This window comes from Pseudomonas sp. LBUM1649 (assembly GCF_059716155.1).
On sequence record NZ_CP166807.1, the window covers coordinates 5,453,347 to 5,470,706 of the forward strand.

Here is a 17,360-nt window from a genome sequence, read left to right on the forward strand (position 1 = left end):
CCGGCACGGTCACAGGTGCAGATCGGACTGATCGCCACGGGATATTTTCACTGACACAAAATGTCGCAAGAGCCCATTCCTGCGGGGTCTACACGGGTTTTTCGAGCTTTAGCAGACTAGCCCTTTGCTGTCGATATATGGCGCTCGTGGTCCTTTGCGTATACTGCGCAAATGTTTTCCCCAACGGCTTTGCGTCCGCGGTACGCCAAATGGCTGATCGCAACCGGACTCTTCCTGATGCTCAGTGGCTGTGTTGATAAACCCAACACACTGGAGCGCGTAAAGGAGGATGGTGTGCTGCGGGTGGTCACCCGTAACAGCCCCGCCACCTACTTTCAGGATCGCAACGGTGAAACCGGCTTCGAATACGAGCTGGTGAAGCGCTTCGCCGACGATCTGGGGGTCGAGCTCAAGATCGAGACGGCCGACAACCTCGACGACCTGTTCAATCAGGTGGGCAAGCCCAATGGCCCGGTGCTGGCGGCCGCCGGCCTGGTCAGCAGCGAAGCACGCAAAAAGCAGGTGCGGTTTTCCCACCCCTACCTGGAAGTCACTCCGCAGATCATCTACCGCAACGGTCGGTCGCGCCCTACCGACGCGAAGGATCTGGTCGGCAAGAAGATCATGGTGCTCAAGGGCAGCACCCATGCCGAGCAGCTCGCACAGCTGAAACAGAAATTTCCTGGCATCGAATACGAAGAATCCGACGCGGTCGAGGTCGTGGATCTCCTGCGCATGGTCGACGAAAGTCAGATCGATCTGACACTGGTCGACTCCAATGAAGTCGCGATGAACCAGGTGTACTTCACCAACATCCGGGTCGCCTTCGACCTGGGTGACGCCAGCAATCAGAGCTGGGCGGTGGCGGCCGGTGACGACAACAGCCTGCTCAACGAGATCAACGAGTACCTCGACAAGGTCAAGAAAAACGGCACCCTGCAACGCTTGAAGGACCGCTACTATGGGCACGTCGACGTACTCGGCTACATGGGCGCCACCACGTTCGCCCAGCACCTGCAGCAACGTCTGCCCAAGTACGAGCAGCACTTCAAGGCGTACGCCAAGAAAGAGAAAGTCGACTGGCGCCTGCTGGCGGCAGTCGGTTATCAGGAATCGTTATGGCAGCCCGCAGTGACGTCCAAGACCGGCGTGCGCGGCCTGATGATGCTGACCCAGAACACCGCGCGAGCCATGGGCGTGTCCAACCGCCTCGATCCCAAGCAGAGCATCATGGGCGGCGCCAAGTACCTGGCCTACATGAAGGACCAGCTGGACGAGTCGATCAAGGAGCCGGATCGCACCTGGTTTGCCCTGGCCGCCTACAACGTCGGCAGCGGTCACCTTGACGACGCCCGCAAGCTGGCGGCCAAGGAAGGGTTGAATCCGGACAAATGGCTGGACGTGAAAAAAATCCTGCCGCGCCTGTCGGAGAAGAAGTGGTACAGCAAAACCCGTTACGGCTACGCCCGTGGCGGCGAGCCGGTGCATTTTGTGGCGAACATCCGTCGCTATTACGACATTCTGACCTGGGTTACGCAGCCGCAGCTTGAGGGTGAACAGGTGGCCGAGGGCAAATTGCATGTGCCGGGGATCGACAAGACCAAGCCATCCCAGGAACCTGCACCACTCTAACCCCAGACATCAAACAATTGTGGGAGCGAGCTTGCTCCGGGCGGCGTTCCGACGATGAGGCCCCTCCAGACACATAAATGGTGACTGTCAGGCCGCTATCGCGAGCAAGCTCGCTCCCACAGTGTTTTGTGTCGGTTTTTAGGCCTTGGCAGCCGCCAGAATCAGCGCCTTCATTTCCGCAACAGCCGACTTGAAGCCAACGAACAGCGCATGGGCCACCAGTGCATGACCGATGTTCAATTCGTTGATGCCCTTGATCGCGGCCACGGCCTCGACGTTGTGATAATGCAGACCGTGGCCGGCATTGACGATTAGCCCCTGGGCCAGGCCAAAGGCTACGCCGTCGGCGACGCGCTTGAGCTCTTCAGCCACTTCGGTCGGCGTTTCGGCATCGGCATAACGGCCCGTGTGCAATTCGATGGCTGGCGCACCGACGCGACGGCTCGCTTCGATCTGCCGTTCGTCGGCATCGATGAACAACGATACTTCAGAGCCGATCTTCGACAGGCGCTCCACCGCGGCCTTGATCCGCGCCTCCTGCCCTGCCACGTCCAGTCCACCTTCGGTCGTCAGCTCCTGACGGGTTTCCGGCACCAGGCAGATGTGCGCCGGGCGGATGCGCTCGGCGAACTGCATCATTTCTTCGGTGACGCCCATTTCGAAGTTCATGCGGGTTTGCAGGACGTCCTTGAGCAGCAGCACGTCGCGCTCCTGGATGTGTCGGCGGTCTTCTCGCAGGTGCACGGTAATGCCATCAGCGCCCGCCTCTTCCGCATCCAGTGCCGCCTTGACCGGATCCGGGTAGCGAGTGCCCCGGGCCTGACGCAGGGTGGCAACGTGGTCGATGTTCACGCCAAGGAGAATGCGGGTGCTGGTGGTCACGGAAGCGCTCCAGAATAAGAAAAAGTTCGGTGCACAGCATACGGGGAGACTACGGCTTGCGAAACAGCTCGCGACTGACCAGGGGACGACCGCCCAAGTGAACGGCCAGTGCCTGACGCATCAAACGCTTGGCCGCAGACAATGCACCCGGTGCGCTCCAGTCAGCTTCAGCCATGGCCAGCAGTTCGGCGCCATTGAACAACCCGGGCTGCAGCAGGTAGACCCGCTCCAGCCCCGCATCCACCTGCAAACGGTAGAGACCGTCGGGTGCAATGGGTTTGTCGTGGATATCGGCAATCAATGAAAAGCCGTAGCCCAGATCATCCAGCAAGCGCCATTCGAACGAACGCAGCAACGGCTCCAGCGCCCGACCTTCGGCCAGGGCGAGCAAGGTCGCGGCATAGTGATCGAAAACCGAAGGGAAAGGGTCTTCCGCGGGTAGCAGGCGAATCAACAGCTCATTGAGATAAAGACCGCTGAACAGTGCCTCACCGCTGAGCCAGGTGGCGATGCCAGCACTCTCCATGCGTCCGACATTCTTCAGCTCGCCACGCCCGCGAAACTCGACTTCCAGTGGCACGAACGGCCGCGCCAGCGTCCCGGCCTTGCCCCGCGCGCTGCGCAACACCGCCCGCAGCCGACCTTGCGGCGTGAGGAAGTCCACCAGGGCGCTGCTTTCGCGGTAGGCGCGGGAATGGAGGACGTAGGCGGGTTGGGCGATGGGTTGGGACATGAAGCTCTCAATGACCTGTAGGAGCAGCCGGTCGACGCTCGAATGCTCGCGATGGTGGATAACGATAACGCGTGCTTTCTGAATGAACGCGGCGTTTTCAAGTCCATCGCGAGCATGCTCGCTCCTACAGGGGGTCCTGCGGTGTATTACAGGTCGCCGTAGCCCAGCGAACGCAGGGCGCGTTCGTCGTCGGACCAGCCGCCTTTCACCTTGACCCACAGGTTGAGCATGATCTTGGAGTCGAACAACAACTCCATGTCCTTGCGCGCTTCGGTGCCGATGCGCTTGATGCGCTCGCCCTTGTCGCCAATGATGATTTTCTTCTGGCCATCACGCTCGACGAGGATCAGGGCATGGATGTGCAGGGTCTTGCCCTGCTGCTTGAACTCTTCGATTTCAACGGTGATCTGGTACGGCAGCTCGGCGCCCATCTGGCGCATGATTTTTTCGCGTACCAGCTCGGCGGCAAGGAAACGGCTGCTGCGGTCGGTGATCTGGTCTTCCGGGAAGAAGTGATCGTTTTCCGGCAAGTGCTCGGCGATCACGCGCTCCAGCGCGTCGAGGTTGTGCCCGTGCTGCGCGGAAATCGGGATGATCTGTGCGTTCGGCAGCTGCTCCTGCAACCAGCTCAGGTGCGGCATCAACTCGGCCTTGTCTTCGATGCGATCGGTCTTGTTCAGTGCCACGATCAGCGGACCGGTCACGTACTGGACGCGCTCGAGGACCATCTGGTCTTCGTCGGTCCACTTGGTGCGATCCACCACGAAGATCACCACGTCGACGTCTTTCAACGCCGCCGAAGCGGTCTTGTTCATGTAGCGGTTCAAGGCCTTTTCGCCACCCTTGTGCATACCGGGCGTATCGACGTAGATCGCCTGCACATCACCCTCGGTCTTGATGCCGAGCATGTTGTGACGGGTGGTTTGCGGCTTGCGCGAGGTGATCGCCAGCTTCTGGCCGAGGATGTGGTTGAGCAGCGTGGACTTGCCCACGTTCGGACGGCCGACGATGGCAACATAGCCACAGCGCGTTGCGTTTGTATCAGTCATTGCCATTCTCCACACCCAGGGCAATCAGTGCTGCGGCGGCCGCTACCTGTTCGGCAATACGACGGCTCACACCCTGACCTCGGCTTTTTTCATTCAAAAGGGTGATTTCACATTCGACGAAGAACGTCCGGCAATGCGGTTCACCCTGGATATCCACCACTTCGTAACGCGGCAGCTCGCAACCACGGGACTGCAGAAATTCCTGCAGGCGGGTTTTTGGATCTTTGTTGGTGTCGACCAGCGTCAGGCCTTCGAACTCTCCGGCCAGCCAGGCCAGCACGCGCTCGCGTGCCGTTTCCATGCCGGCGTCCAGGTAGATCGCACCAATCAGCGCTTCCAGGGCATCGGCCAGTATCGACTCGCGACGGAAACCGCCGCTTTTCAATTCACCGGAGCCCAGGCGCAGGTATTCGCCCAGATCGAAACCACGGGCCAGTACGGCCAGGGTCTCACCTTTGACCAAGCGTGCGCGCAAACGCGACAGCTGGCCTTCGCGGGCCAGCGGGAAGCGATCGAACAACGCCTCGCCGGCAACGAAGTTGAGGATGGCATCACCGAGGAATTCCAGGCGCTCGTTGTTACGCCCGGCAAAACTGCGGTGAGTCAGGGCCAGGACCATCAGTTCCTGATCCTTGAAGGTGTAGCCGAGCTGACGCTCGAGACGGCTTAAGGAGACGCTCACGGTTTACCCACGCTGAGTTCGTGGTTGGATTCCACCGCCATCGCCGGGAGTCGGCGCAGGCTTGGGACAATTAACGCTGTGTTCAAAAATAACGTCCTGAATATCGTTGTTTTCATGCATCTGACGCCGATTGTGCCGACTCCAGAAATGCATTCGGCGCTGTGTTCAACAGCGCCGTGTTTGATTACTGGATCAGGCCAACCCGCGAGAAATTCGGCAGGTGGCTGAGTTTGGGTTCCGGCCAGCTCATCCAGACCGCGAAGGCCTTGCCGACGATATTCTTGTCGGGAACCATGCCCAGCAGATCCTTGGGAATGGCTGGATCATCCCAGTAGCGACTGTCGTTGGAGTTGTCGCGGTTGTCGCCCATCATGAAGTAGTGCCCGGCTGGCACGGTCCAGGTACGGTCCGGCGTTGCGCGGTAGCGGCTCATTTCCTTGCGGATCAGGTGCTCGGCGACACCGAGTTTTTCCTTGTAGAGCTCGGCGCTGCCCAGCGTGCCCGGCTCGGAGCCGACCAGCTTTTCGGCAATCGATTCACCGTTGACGAACAGACGCTTGTCAGCGGTGTACCGCACCGTATCGCCCGGCAGCCCCACTACACGCTTGATGTAGTTGACGTTCGGATCGCTCGGATAGCGGAACACCATCACATCGCCACGCTGTGGCTCACCGACTTCGATGACTTTCTTGTCGATCACCGGCAAGCGGATCCCGTAGGAAAACTTGCTCACCAGAATGAAGTCGCCGACGTCCAGGGTCGGTTTCATCGAGCCGGACGGGATCTGGAACGGTTCCACCAGGAACGAACGCAGCACCAGCACGATGAACAACACCGGGAAGAACGACTTGCCGTATTCGACCAGCAGCGGTTCTTTGTTCAGCTTCTCGACCACCACCCCGTCAGGCTGGCTGACGCTGCCCTGATAGGAGGCGATGGCGGCACGCCGACGCGGTGCCAGGATCAACAGATCAAGCAACGCCAACAGGCCGCAGACGAACACGGCGATGACCAGCAACAGCGGGAAATTTAGTGACATAGGACCTAACTATCCAACCTGAGCACGGCAAGGAAGGCTTCCTGTGGGATTTCCACGTTGCCGACCTGCTTCATGCGTTTTTTACCGGCCTTTTGCTTTTCCAGCAGCTTTTTCTTACGGCTGACGTCACCGCCGTAGCATTTGGCCAATACGTTCTTTCTGAGCGCCTTGACGGTTGTACGCGCCACAATCTGCCCGCCAATGGCGGCCTGGATTGCCACGTCGAACATCTGCCGCGGAATCAGTTCTTTCATCTTCTCGGTCAACTGGCGACCTTTGTAGTGCGCATTGTCACGGTGCACGATCAACGCCAGCGCGTCGACCTTGTCGCCGTTGATCAGCACGTCCAGTTTCACCAGACTAGCCGATTGGTAACGATCGAAATGGTAATCCAGCGAAGCATAGCCGCGACTGGTGGATTTCAGGCGATCGAAGAAGTCCAGGACCACTTCGTTCATCGGCAAGTCGTAAGTCACTTGTACCTGAGAGCCAAGGAACAGCATGTCGACCTGCACACCACGTTTTTCGATGCACAGCGTAATGACGTTACCCAGGTGCTCTTGCGGCACAAGAATGTTGGCGCGCACGATCGGCTCGCGCATGTCTTCGATGGCAGACAGGTCAGGCAACTTCGACGGGTTATCGACGTAGATCGTCTCGCCGGTCTTGAGCAGCAGCTCGAAGATTACCGTCGGCGCCGTGGTGATCAGGTCCAGGTCATACTCGCGCTCCAGGCGCTCCTGGATGATTTCCATGTGCAGCATGCCGAGGAACCCGCAACGGAAACCGAAGCCCAGGGCGTCGGAGCTTTCCGGGGTGTACTGCAGCGACGAATCGTTCAGGGTGAGCTTTTGCAGGGCTTCACGGAAATCTTCGAAGTCGTCGGAGCTGACCGGGAACAGGCCGGCGTATACCTGCGGCTGAATGCGCTTGAAACCTGGCAGTACATCGACGTCCGGCGTCGAGCTCAAGGTCAGGGTGTCACCCACTGGCGCACCGTGAATGTCCTTGATACCGGCGATGATGAAGCCTACTTCACCGGCTTTCAGGTCGACGGTAGCGCTGTGTTTCGGGTTGAACACACCAACGCTGTCCACCAGGTGGATCTTGCCGGTGGACTTGACCAGGATCTTGTCGCCCTTCTTCACGCGACCGTGGCGCACGCGCACCAGGGACACGACGCCCAGGTAGTTGTCGAACCAGGAGTCGATGATCAACGCCTGCAGCGGATCTTCGATGTTGCCGGTCGGCGCAGGAATGGTGGCGACCAGGCGTTCAAGCACTTCATCGACGCCCAGACCGGTCTTGGCAGAGCAAGTGACCGCGTCGGTGGCATCGATGCCGATGATTTTTTCGATTTCTTCTTTGACGCGGTCCGGATCGGCCTGTGGCAGGTCGATCTTGTTCAGCACCGGCATCACTTCCAGGCCCTGTTCGATCGCCGTGTAGCAGTTGGCAACCGACTGCGCTTCAACACCTTGACCGGCATCGACCACCAGCAGCGCGCCTTCACAGGCCGCCAGCGAACGGCTCACCTCATAGGTGAAGTCAACGTGACCGGGGGTATCGATGAAGTTCAGTTGGTAGTTGATACCATCGCGAGCCTTGTAATACAGCGTGACGCTGTGCGCCTTGATGGTGATCCCGCGCTCACGCTCAAGATCCATGGAATCCAGTACCTGGGCTTCCATTTCACGCTCGGCCAGGCCGCCGCACATCTGGATGAAGCGATCGGCCAGCGTCGACTTGCCATGGTCAATGTGGGCGATGATGGAGAAATTGCGGATATGACTCAAATCACTCACGGATCAACACTCAAAAAGGCTGCAGGCATAGCCCGCCGAAAAATAGCCGGGAATTGTACCTGATCCACGGCGCAAGCGTCACGTTTGCAGGCCAGACGGCCCGTACAAAAACGCCCCGGTCTTGCGACAGGGGCGTTTTTTATCAGCAGCGAAGCGAGGAACCAGCCGCCATCAGCCGGCGCGACGCAACAACCACAGCCCGGCCAGGGCACAGACACTGGCGGGCACGAGCACCGCAAACAGTGGCGAAAAGCCGAAGACCAGGCTCGAAGGCCCCAGCAAATCCTGGGCAATACGGAAGGTGAAGCCCACCAGTACACCGGTAAACACCCGCTGACCGAGGGTCACCGAACGCAGCGGACCAAAGATGAAGGAGATCGCCATCAGCACCAGGGCAGCGGTGACCAGCGGCTGCAACACCTTGACCCAAAATGCCAACCAGTAACGGCCATTGTTCAGCCCCTGGTCAGCCAGATAGTGGATATAGCCCCAAAGCCCCGAGATCGACAGCGATTCCGGTGCCATGACCACCGTGCTCAGCAATTGCGGGCTCAACGCCACCTCCCAGCGCTCGACCGGTGCGGTAACCACTTCGGTGCTCTTTTCGTGGAATACCGTGGTGGTGACATCGGACAACTGCCAGTGATCCTTATCGAACTCCGCGCGCTTGGCGAAGCTCGCCGACAGCATGTGCCGCTCCTTGTCGAAGTGATAGCGGGTCACGCCATACAGCAGGCCATTGGGTTGCACTGAGTTGACGTGGATGAATTCGTCACCCTGGCGATGCCACAGACCGTGCTTGGCGCTTTGCGCGTCGCCACTGCCCTGGGCCAGCGAGCGGTTGGCCTGGGCGGTGCTTTCAGTCGCCGGCGCAACGTATTCACCAATCAGCACCCCCACCACCATCAGCACCAGCATCGGCTTCATGACCGCCCAGACGATCCGCCCGATGGACACGCCGGCAGCACGCATGATGGTCAGCTCGCTGTTGCTGGCCAGGCTGCCGAGACCAATCAGGCAACCGATCAAGGCCGCCATCGGCAGCATGTCGTAGAGCCGGCGTGGCGCAGTCAGCAGCACGTAGCTCAGAACGTCGACCAAGGTGTAGGTATCGCTGGCGTCGCCCATCTCGTCGATGAACGCGAACAACGTGGCCAGGCCGAGAATGATCCCCAGTACCGCCAGGATCGCCACGAACACGCTGCTACCGATGTAGCGATCGAGCTTAACCACGGGCCACCTCCAGCGCGCTGCGGCGACTCGCCATCTTCAAGCGCAAGGGCTCCCAGTAGAGCAGTCCCAGGCCAATGACCAGGAATATCCCGTGCACCCACCACAAGCCGAGCGCCGGCGGGATCTTGCCCTTTTCAAGGGCGCCGCGGGCGGCAATCAGGATGGTCAGGTAAGCCATATAAAGAAGGATTGCCGGCAACAGCTTAAGGAAACGCCCCTGGCGCGGGTTGACCCGCGACAGCGGCACCGCCATCAAGGTGACGATGAACACCAGCAACGGCAGGGACAGGCGCCATTGCAGCTCGGTGCGCGAACGGAGGTCGTCGCTGCCCAGCAAGGAACCCGTGGTCATGGCGTCACGGTCGGTCACTTCGTCGCTGACGTCCGGCTTGGGCAGCAGCACGCCGTATTCGTCGTACTTGATCGCCCGATAATCGGCCTGCCCCGGATTGCCGTCATAGCGGTAGCCGTTGTCGAGGATCAGGTAGCGGTTGCCGTCGGGGCGGATTTCCTGCCGGCCGTTTTCGGCCACCAGCACGGAGATCCCGCGATCCTTCTTGTCGGAATTGATGTTCTTTTGCGAAATGAAGACCCCCGCCAGATTGATGCGGTCGTCGGACAACTGCTCGGTATAGGTCACCCGCGTGCCATCGCGCAGGGCCTGGAAGCGGCCAGGCTCCAGGGTGTCGAACTCGGTCAGGGCATCCTGCTTGTTCAGCAGCAACTGGAACTGATTGGCACCCTGTGGCGCCAGGCTCAGGCTCAACCAGGCAACGATCAGCGCAACCAGGGTGGCCGGGAACAGGGTCATGCGAAACAGGCGTTGCTGGCTCATGCCGGTGGCCGAAAGCACGGTCATCTCGCTTTCAAGGTACAGGCGGCCGTACGCCAGCAGGATCCCGAGAAACAGGCCAAGCGGCAGGATCAGCTGCAGGAATCCCGGCAGGCGAAAACCCATGATGAGGAACAGCGAGCCCGGATCCAGTAGACCGGAAGCTGCCTGCGCAAGGTACTTGATGAAGCGTCCACTCATGATGATGACAAGTAGCACCGCACTGACGGCACTCAAGGTCAACAGGACTTCGCGGGATAGATAACGGAAGACAATCAAACCAGACACTCCAGGGTTGTCAGGCTAAGGCGGCCAAACAAGCAAAGACAGCAGACAGCCCGCTACGCAGAGCTGCCGAAAAAAAGATGGCGCATTATCCTGTGATTGGGTGCGCCTGTCACTGCGCAATGGTGCGGGGTTGTAGGAGCGAGCATGCTCGCGATGGTCGTCAACGATAACGCGGGAAGTCTGAAACCCCTCGGCGGCCTCAGGTTTTTCGCGAGCAGGCTCGCTCCCACAATTGTACAACCGAGGGTTGTCAGGCGCCGCTGGCGAGGTTCAAACTGCCGCCTTTCTATTTATAAGCAAGCGCTGCCCGCACCTTGTCGAGCGCTTGCGTATTGACCATCAATTCAGGGACCCGGACATGGAACTGGTTGTAAAAAGCGTCAACCCGCAAACGTTGAAAACCGCCACGCTGGTGGTTGCCGTCGGCGAAGGCCGCAAGCTCGGCGCTGTTGCCAAGCAGCTCGACGAGCTCAGCGCTGGCGCCATCAGTGCCGTGCTCAAGCGCGGCGACCTGGCAGGCAAGGTTGGCCAGAGCCTGTTGCTGCACAGCCTGCCCAACCTGAAAGCCGAACGCGTATTGCTGGTCGGCGTGGGCAAGGATGAAGAACTGGGTGACCGCCCATTCCGCAAAATCATCGCCAGCATCCTCAACACACTCAAAGGCCTGGGCGGCAGCGACGCAGTGCTGGCCCTGGACGAAATCGTGGTCAAGGGCCGCGACAGCTACGGCAAGACCCGCCTGCTGGCCGAAACCCTGGTGGACGGCGAATACCAGTTCGACCAGTTCAAGAGCCAGAAAGCCGAGCCGCGCGCCCTGAAAAAAATCACCCTGGTGACCATCAAGGCCGCCGAGGCTGAAGTGCAACGCGCCGTGACCCACGCAACAGCCATCGCCAACGGCATGGCCTTGACCCGCGACCTGGGCAACCTGCCGCCGAACATCTGCCACCCGACCTTCCTCGGCGAGCAAGCCAAAGACCTGGGCAAGCAATTCAAGGACCTGAAAGTTGAAGTCCTCGATGAGAAGAAGATCAAGGCCCTGGGCATGGGCTCGTTCTACGCCGTCGGCCAGGGCAGCGCCCAGCCGCCACGCCTGATCGTCATGCAATACAATGGCGGCAAGAAGTCCGAGAAGCCCTACGCCCTGGTCGGCAAGGGCATCACCTTCGACACCGGCGGCATCAGCCTCAAGCCGGGTGCCGGCATGGATGAAATGAAGTACGACATGGGCGGCGCTGCCAGCGTATTCGGCACCCTGCGTGCCGTGCTCGAACTGAAGCTGCCGATCAACCTGGTGTGCATTCTGGCTTGCGCCGAGAACATGCCCAGCGGCAACGCTTCGCGTCCGGGCGACATCGTCACCACCATGAGCGGCCAGACCGTGGAAATCCTCAACACTGACGCCGAAGGCCGTCTGGTGCTGTGCGACGCCCTGACCTACTCCGAGCGTTTCAAGCCGCAAGCGGTGATCGACATCGCCACTCTGACCGGCGCCTGCGTGGTTGCACTGGGCTCCCACACCTCGGGCCTGCTGGGCAACAACGACGAACTGATCGGCCAACTGCTGAGCGCTGGCAAGGCTGCCGACGACCGCGCCTGGCAACTGCCGCTGTTCGATGAGTACCAGGAGCAGCTGGACAGCCCGTTCGCCGACATCGCCAACATCGGTGGTCCGAAAGCCGGCACCATCACCGCCGCCTGCTTCCTGTCGCGCTTCACCAAGAACCTGAACTGGGCGCACCTGGACATCGCCGGCACCGCATGGACCAGCGGCGGCAAGGACAAGGGCGCCACTGGCCGTCCGGTTCCGTTGCTGACCCAATACCTGCTGGACCGCGCCAAAGCCTGAAACCAATGATCCCGGGCGGCGTCACTTTCGGGTGACGTCGCACAAGGGTCAGGAACCGCAATGACCAAAGTCGACTTTTACATCCTGCCCAGCGCAGATCCTTCGGCGCGACTGGATTTCGCCTGCAAGCTCACCGAAAAAGCCTGGCGCATGGGCCATCGCGTCTACCTGCATTGCAGCGATGCGGCCCAGCGTGACGATCTCGATGCGCGCCTGTGGGCTTTCAAGGGTGAAAGCTTCGTGCCCCACGGCCCCGCCGAAAGCGAACCGGACAGCCTGATCGTGCTGGGCGTTGGCGATGACTGCGGTCAGCATCAGGACCTGTTGGTCAATCTCGATCTGAAAGTACCGACCTTTGCCCAACGTTTCGCCCGCGTGGCGGAAGTGGTGGTCGAAGACCCGGTGATACGCACGGCTGCGCGGGAGAGTTTCCGTTTCTACCGCGAACAGGGCTATCCTCTGCAAGATCACCGTTTACAGCGACTCTGAGCATTCCGATGGACACTCCAAAACCGCTGCAACAATCCGCGCACCTGCTGGACGACCTCGAGTCGATCCGCCAACTGCTCGGCGATGACAACCTGCAACCCCCTCTGCTGACCGACACGGTCGAAGAAGCTGATCAGGAACAGATACCGATGCTGTTCGACACCGTCAGCGAACCCACGCCGACCGTCGAGCCGACACCGCCCAAGCCCGCCGCCGAGCCCGTGCCGAGCACCAACCAGAACGCCGACGCTTTGCTTTACCTGGACAGCGAACTGCGCGCCGCCGCGCAATTGATCATGCAAGACGTGATCGACGACTTCGCGCCGCACATCGAAACCGAAATCAAACGCCGCCTCAGCGCGAGGATGGAGCGGTTGCTGAGCCAGTACAACGACTGAACCATACACAGCCCCAATGTGGGGCTTTTTGTGGCGAGGGGATTTAGCGAAACGTCGCACCGCCCCGTTGGGCTGCGAAGCGGCCCCAGCATTTCAGTCGCAATACGCATTCGCAGCATTGACGACTGCTGCGCAGCCGAACGGGGATAAATCCCCTCGCCACAAGTCCGCACTCGCTCGCCCTGCGCCCCATGCCCCGCTATACTCGTCGGCTTTTCCTGAATTAATGCCAATAGGGTCCCGCCGCGCATGGATAAGACCTACCAGCCGCACGCCATTGAAACTTCCTGGTACAACACCTGGGAGTCAGAGAATTACTTCGCCCCGCAAGGCGCGGGCGAGTCCTACACCATCATGATCCCGCCGCCGAACGTCACCGGCAGCCTGCACATGGGTCATGGCTTCAACAACGCGATCATGGACGCCCTGATCCGTTTCCGCCGCATGCAGGGTCGCAACACCCTGTGGCAACCGGGTACCGACCACGCCGGTATTGCCACGCAAATGCTGGTGGAGCGTCAACTCGAAGCCCAGGGCCAGAATCGCCACGACCTGGGCCGCGACAAATTCCTCGAGAAAGTCTGGGAATGGAAGGATCAGTCCGGCGGCAATATCAGCCGTCAGATCCGTCGTCTCGGCTCGTCCGTGGACTGGAGCCGCGAGCGCTTCACCATGGACGACGGCCTCTCGGAAGCCGTGAAGGAAGCGTTCGTGCGCTTGCACGAAGACGGCCTGATCTACCGCGGCAAGCGCCTGGTCAACTGGGACACCAAGCTGCACACGGCAATTTCCGACCTTGAAGTGGAAAACCACGACGAGAAAGGTTTCCTGTGGAACCTGAAGTATCCGCTGGCCGATGGCGCCAAGACTGCTGAAGGCAACGCGTTCCTGATCGTCGCGACCACCCGTCCGGAAACCATGCTCGGCGACTCCGCCGTCGCGGTTAACCCGAACGATGAGCGCTACAAAGCCCTGATCGGCAAATTTGTCGAGCTGCCGCTGGTCGGCCGCCGCATTCCGATCATCGCCGACGATTATTGCGATCCTGAGTTCGGAACCGGTTGCGTGAAAATCACCCCGGCCCACGATTTCAATGACTACGAAGTCGGCAAGCGCCACAACCTGCCGCTGCTGAACATCTTCGACAAGAACGCCAATGTCCTGCCTGCCGTTCAGGCGTTCAACCTCGATGGCACCCTGAATGAAGCGATCGACGGCAAGATCCCGGCTGAATATGCCGGCCTGGACCGTTTCGAAGCGCGCAAACAGATCGTCGCGGCGTTCGAAGCCGCCGGCCTGTTGGTCAGCGTCGACGATCACGCCCTGAAAGTGCCGAAAGGCGATCGCTCCGGCACCATCATCGAGCCGTGGCTGACCGACCAGTGGTACGTGTCGACCAAGCCATTGGCCGAACCTGCGATTGCCGCCGTTGAAGACGGTCGCATCCAGTTCGTGCCGAAACAATACGAAAACATGTACTTCTCCTGGATGCGTGACATCCAGGACTGGTGCATCAGCCGTCAGCTCTGGTGGGGTCACCGGATCCCCGCCTGGTATGACGAATCGGGCAAAGTCTACGTCGGTCGCGACGAAGCTGAAGTGCGCGCCAAGCACAACCTCGGCCCGGACGTCGCGCTGCAACAGGACAACGACGTACTCGACACCTGGTTCAGCTCTGGCCTGTGGACCTTCTCCACGCTCGGCTGGCCGGAACAGACCGAGTTCCTGAAGAAATTCCACTCCACTGACGTTCTGGTCACCGGCTTCGACATCATTTTCTTCTGGGTTGCCCGGATGATCATGCTCACCATGCATTTGGTGAAGAATGAAGACGGCACACCGCAGGTGCCGTTCAAGACCGTGTACGTGCACGGTCTGGTGCGTGATGGCCAGGGCCAGAAGATGTCCAAGTCCAAGGGCAACGTCCTTGACCCGCTGGACATCATCGACGGTATCGAACTGGAAGAGCTGGTGCAGAAACGCACCTCCGGCCTGATGCAGCCGAAACTGGCGAAGAAGATCGAGAAGCAGACCCGCGACGAGTTCGCCGAGGGTATCGCCAGCTACGGCACCGACGCCTTGCGCTTCACCTTCTGCTCGCTGGCCTCCACCGGTCGCGACATCAAGTTCGACATGGGCCGCGTCGAAGGCTATCGCAACTTCTGCAACAAGATCTGGAACGCCGCCCGCTACGTGCTGGACAAGGGCGAAGACTGCGGTCAGAACGGCGAAGCCTTTGAGCTGTCCCTGGCCGATCGCTGGATAATTTCGCAGCTCCAACGCACCGAAGCCGAAGTGACTCGTCAACTCGACCAGTTCCGTTTCGACCTGGCCGCGCAAGCCTTGTACGAGTTCATCTGGAACCAGTATTGCGACTGGTACCTGGAACTCTCCAAGCCTGTGCTGTGGGACGAAAACGCACCGGTCGAACGTCAGCGCGGCACCCGTCGTACCCTGGTTCGCGTGCTCGAAGTGGCCCTGCGCCTGGCACACCCGTTCATGCCGTTCATCACCGAAGAAATCTGGCAGCGCCTCGCGCCGCTGGCCGGTATCGAAGGCAAGACGATCATGCTGCAACCTTGGCCAGTGGCCAATGAAGCACGTATCGATCAGGCCGCCGAAGACGACATCGAATGGCTCAAGGGCCTGATGCTTGGCACCCGCAACATCCGTGGCGAAATGAACATCGGCCCGGGCAAACCGCTGCCGCTGTTCCTGAAGAACGTCAGTGCAGAAGATCAGCGTCGCCTGACCGAGAACGAAGCGCTGCTGAAGAAGCTGGCACGCCTGGAATCGATCACCGTGCTGACCGCCGGCGAAGAGGCACCGCTGTCCGCCACCGCACTGGTCGGCGAGATGGAAGTGCTGGTGCCGATGGCCGGCCTGATCGACAAAGGTGCCGAGCTTGCGCGCCTGGACAAGGAAATCCAGCGCCTGCAAGGCGAAGTGCAACGCGTCGGCGGCAAGCTGTCCAACGCCGGGTTCGTTGACAAGGCGCCAGCCGAAGTCATCGACAAGGAACGCGCCAAACTGGCCGAAGCTGAACAGGCTCTGGGCAAGTTGGCCGAGCAGCATGCGCGGATTGCCAGTCTGTAACGGCAAATCGCAATAAACGAGGGAGGCCCATGCGGCCTCCCTTTTTTATGCCTGCCGTTCTCCCAACACCACAGCCCCCTGTAGGAGCAAGGCTTGCCCGCGATGGCGTCTTCGGAATCGCCATCGCGGGCAAGCCTTGCTCCTACAGATCCCCGTGCTGACATCGTCTGTGGGACAATACCCGCCACTTTTAGCCATACCCGAATCGACCACACCCATGACCGCCCCCCGCACACCCAGACCTGCGCGTAAAAAGCCCGTATCCGCGACCCCGGCCAAAGCCGTGGAACCGCGCGAGAAGGCCAGCCTGCACCCGCGCAACCGCCACCAGGGTCGTTACGACTTCCCGGCGCTGATCAAGACCACGCCGGAGCTGGCGAAGTTCGTGATCATCAACCCGTACGGCAAGGAAAGCATCGACTTCGCCAGCCCGGACGCGGTGCGAGTGTTCAACCGGGCACTGCTCAAGTCGTTCTACGGCATCGCCCATTGGGACATTCCGGCGGATTACCTCTGCCCGCCGGTTCCGGGCCGTGCTGATTACGTGCACTTCCTGGCGGACCTGCTGGCCAGCGTCAATGACGGCGAAATTCCCCGTGGCGCACCGGTCAAGGTGCTCGACATCGGCGTGGGCGCCAACTGCGTCTATCCGTTGATCGGTTACAGCGACTACCGCTGGCACTTCCTCGGTTCGGAAATCGACCCGACGGCGGTAGCCGCGGCCAAAGCCATCGTCCAGTCCAACGGTCTGAACAAGGCCATCCAGTTGCGCCAGCAGACTAATCCCAAGCACATCCTGCTGGGCTTGCTCGAACCCGGCGAACGCTTCGACCTGACCCTGTGCAACCCGCCGTTCCACGCTTCGATGGACGAAGCGACCAAAGGCAGCGAGCGCAAATGGCGCGCCCTGGGCCGCGTCGATCCGAAACGCAAACTGCCGGTGCTTAACTTTGGCGGACAATCGGCAGAGTTGTGGTGTGAAGGTGGTGAAGCACGCTTCGTGACTCAACTGATCGCCGAGAGCGCGCATTTCCAGCACAAGGTGCTGTGGTTCAGCACCTTGGTTTCCAAGGCGTCGAACCTGCCTGCCATCGAGATCGCCCTGAAAAAGGCCGGCGTGCTGGAGAGCCAGGTCGTGGAAATGTCCCAGGGACAAAAGAAAAGCCGTTTCGTCGCCTGGACCTTCCAGACCAAGAGCGAACAGCAGCTCTGGCGCGAGCGCTGGGCTCGTAAAAGTTGAGTGAAGGCTGGTTTGCCATATTGCCGACTACAAACGCCCCGAATATCGGGGCGTTTGTACTTCAGGAGGTAAAAGCAGGAGCTGCCGGAGACCACAAACTGTTATTTATGACA

The 17,360-nt window shown here is 60.3% G+C and carries 14 protein-coding genes; 6 read left to right on the forward strand and 8 right to left on the reverse strand.

The window, feature by feature from the left end; genetic code table 11:
- The first annotated feature begins 171 nt into the window (after positions 1-171).
- Positions 172-1,632 carry a membrane-bound lytic murein transglycosylase MltF gene (gene mltF, locus ACA058_RS25215; RefSeq protein WP_497636387.1) on the forward strand — a complete coding sequence of 487 codons (1,461 nt, stop codon included), beginning with the start codon at positions 172-174 and terminating at the stop codon, positions 1,630-1,632.
- Between the two features lie 138 nt (positions 1,633-1,770).
- On the opposite strand, the gene pdxJ is transcribed toward mltF, so the two are convergent.
- The 8 genes from pdxJ to lptF all read right to left on the reverse strand — a co-directional run bounded on the left by pdxJ (position 1,771) and on the right by lptF (position 10,166).
- Positions 1,771-2,514, reverse strand: a complete 744-nt coding sequence (gene pdxJ / locus ACA058_RS25220) for a pyridoxine 5'-phosphate synthase (protein WP_497636388.1) — start codon at positions 2,512-2,514, stop codon at positions 1,771-1,773.
- A gap of 49 nt (positions 2,515-2,563) precedes the next feature.
- Positions 2,564-3,247, reverse strand: a complete 684-nt coding sequence (gene recO, locus ACA058_RS25225; RefSeq protein WP_497636389.1) for a DNA repair protein RecO — start codon at positions 3,245-3,247, stop codon at positions 2,564-2,566.
- Positions 3,248-3,393: 146 nt separating this feature from the next.
- Entirely contained in the window at positions 3,394-4,296 is a 903-nt protein-coding gene (era, locus tag ACA058_RS25230; RefSeq protein WP_093214366.1) for a GTPase Era, read from the reverse strand.
- A complete protein-coding gene (gene rnc, locus ACA058_RS25235; protein WP_497636390.1) occupies positions 4,289-4,978 on the reverse strand; it encodes a ribonuclease III in 690 nt (229 codons plus the stop codon). Before rnc ends, era begins: the two co-directional genes overlap by 8 nt.
- A 184-nt stretch (positions 4,979-5,162) precedes the next feature.
- Positions 5,163-6,017 (reverse strand): signal peptidase I, encoded by an 855-nt coding sequence (lepB, locus tag ACA058_RS25240; RefSeq protein WP_497636391.1) that lies wholly within the window; start codon positions 6,015-6,017, stop codon positions 5,163-5,165.
- Positions 6,018-6,022: 5 nt separating this feature from the next.
- The gene (gene lepA / locus ACA058_RS25245) at positions 6,023-7,822 is read right to left on the reverse strand and encodes a translation elongation factor 4 (protein WP_497636392.1); all 1,800 of its coding nucleotides are present in this window, start codon (positions 7,820-7,822) and stop codon (positions 6,023-6,025) included.
- A 171-nt stretch (positions 7,823-7,993) separates the two neighbouring features.
- The gene (lptG, locus tag ACA058_RS25250; RefSeq protein ID WP_497636393.1) at positions 7,994-9,055 is read right to left on the reverse strand and encodes an LPS export ABC transporter permease LptG; all 1,062 of its coding nucleotides are present in this window, start codon (positions 9,053-9,055) and stop codon (positions 7,994-7,996) included.
- Entirely contained in the window at positions 9,048-10,166 is a 1,119-nt protein-coding gene (gene lptF / locus ACA058_RS25255) for an LPS export ABC transporter permease LptF (protein WP_497636394.1), read from the reverse strand. The genes lptG and lptF overlap by 8 nt, the downstream gene beginning before the upstream one ends.
- A 367-nt stretch (positions 10,167-10,533) precedes the next feature.
- Here lptF and ACA058_RS25260 point away from each other — a divergent pair, with 367 nt between their 5' ends.
- The 5 genes from ACA058_RS25260 to rlmF all read left to right on the forward strand — a co-directional run bounded on the left by ACA058_RS25260 (position 10,534) and on the right by rlmF (position 17,247).
- Positions 10,534-12,024: a leucyl aminopeptidase gene (locus ACA058_RS25260; RefSeq protein WP_497636395.1), complete on the forward strand. Its 1,491-nt coding sequence runs from the start codon at positions 10,534-10,536 to the stop codon at positions 12,022-12,024.
- 60 nt (positions 12,025-12,084) lie between these two features.
- On the forward strand, positions 12,085-12,513 hold the full coding sequence (locus ACA058_RS25265; protein ID WP_497636396.1) for a DNA polymerase III subunit chi: 429 nt from the start codon (positions 12,085-12,087) through the stop codon (positions 12,511-12,513).
- Between the two features lie 8 nt (positions 12,514-12,521).
- Complete coding sequence (locus ACA058_RS25270) at positions 12,522-12,911, forward strand: DNA polymerase III subunit chi (protein ID WP_497636397.1); 390 nt, start codon at positions 12,522-12,524, stop codon at positions 12,909-12,911.
- A gap of 249 nt (positions 12,912-13,160) precedes the next feature.
- Positions 13,161-16,007 (forward strand): valine--tRNA ligase, encoded by a 2,847-nt coding sequence (locus ACA058_RS25275; protein ID WP_497636398.1) that lies wholly within the window; start codon positions 13,161-13,163, stop codon positions 16,005-16,007.
- Positions 16,008-16,224: 217 nt separating this feature from the next.
- A complete protein-coding gene (gene rlmF, locus ACA058_RS25280; protein ID WP_497636399.1) occupies positions 16,225-17,247 on the forward strand; it encodes a 23S rRNA (adenine(1618)-N(6))-methyltransferase RlmF in 1,023 nt (340 codons plus the stop codon).
- Positions 17,248-17,360: the final 113 nt, after the last annotated feature.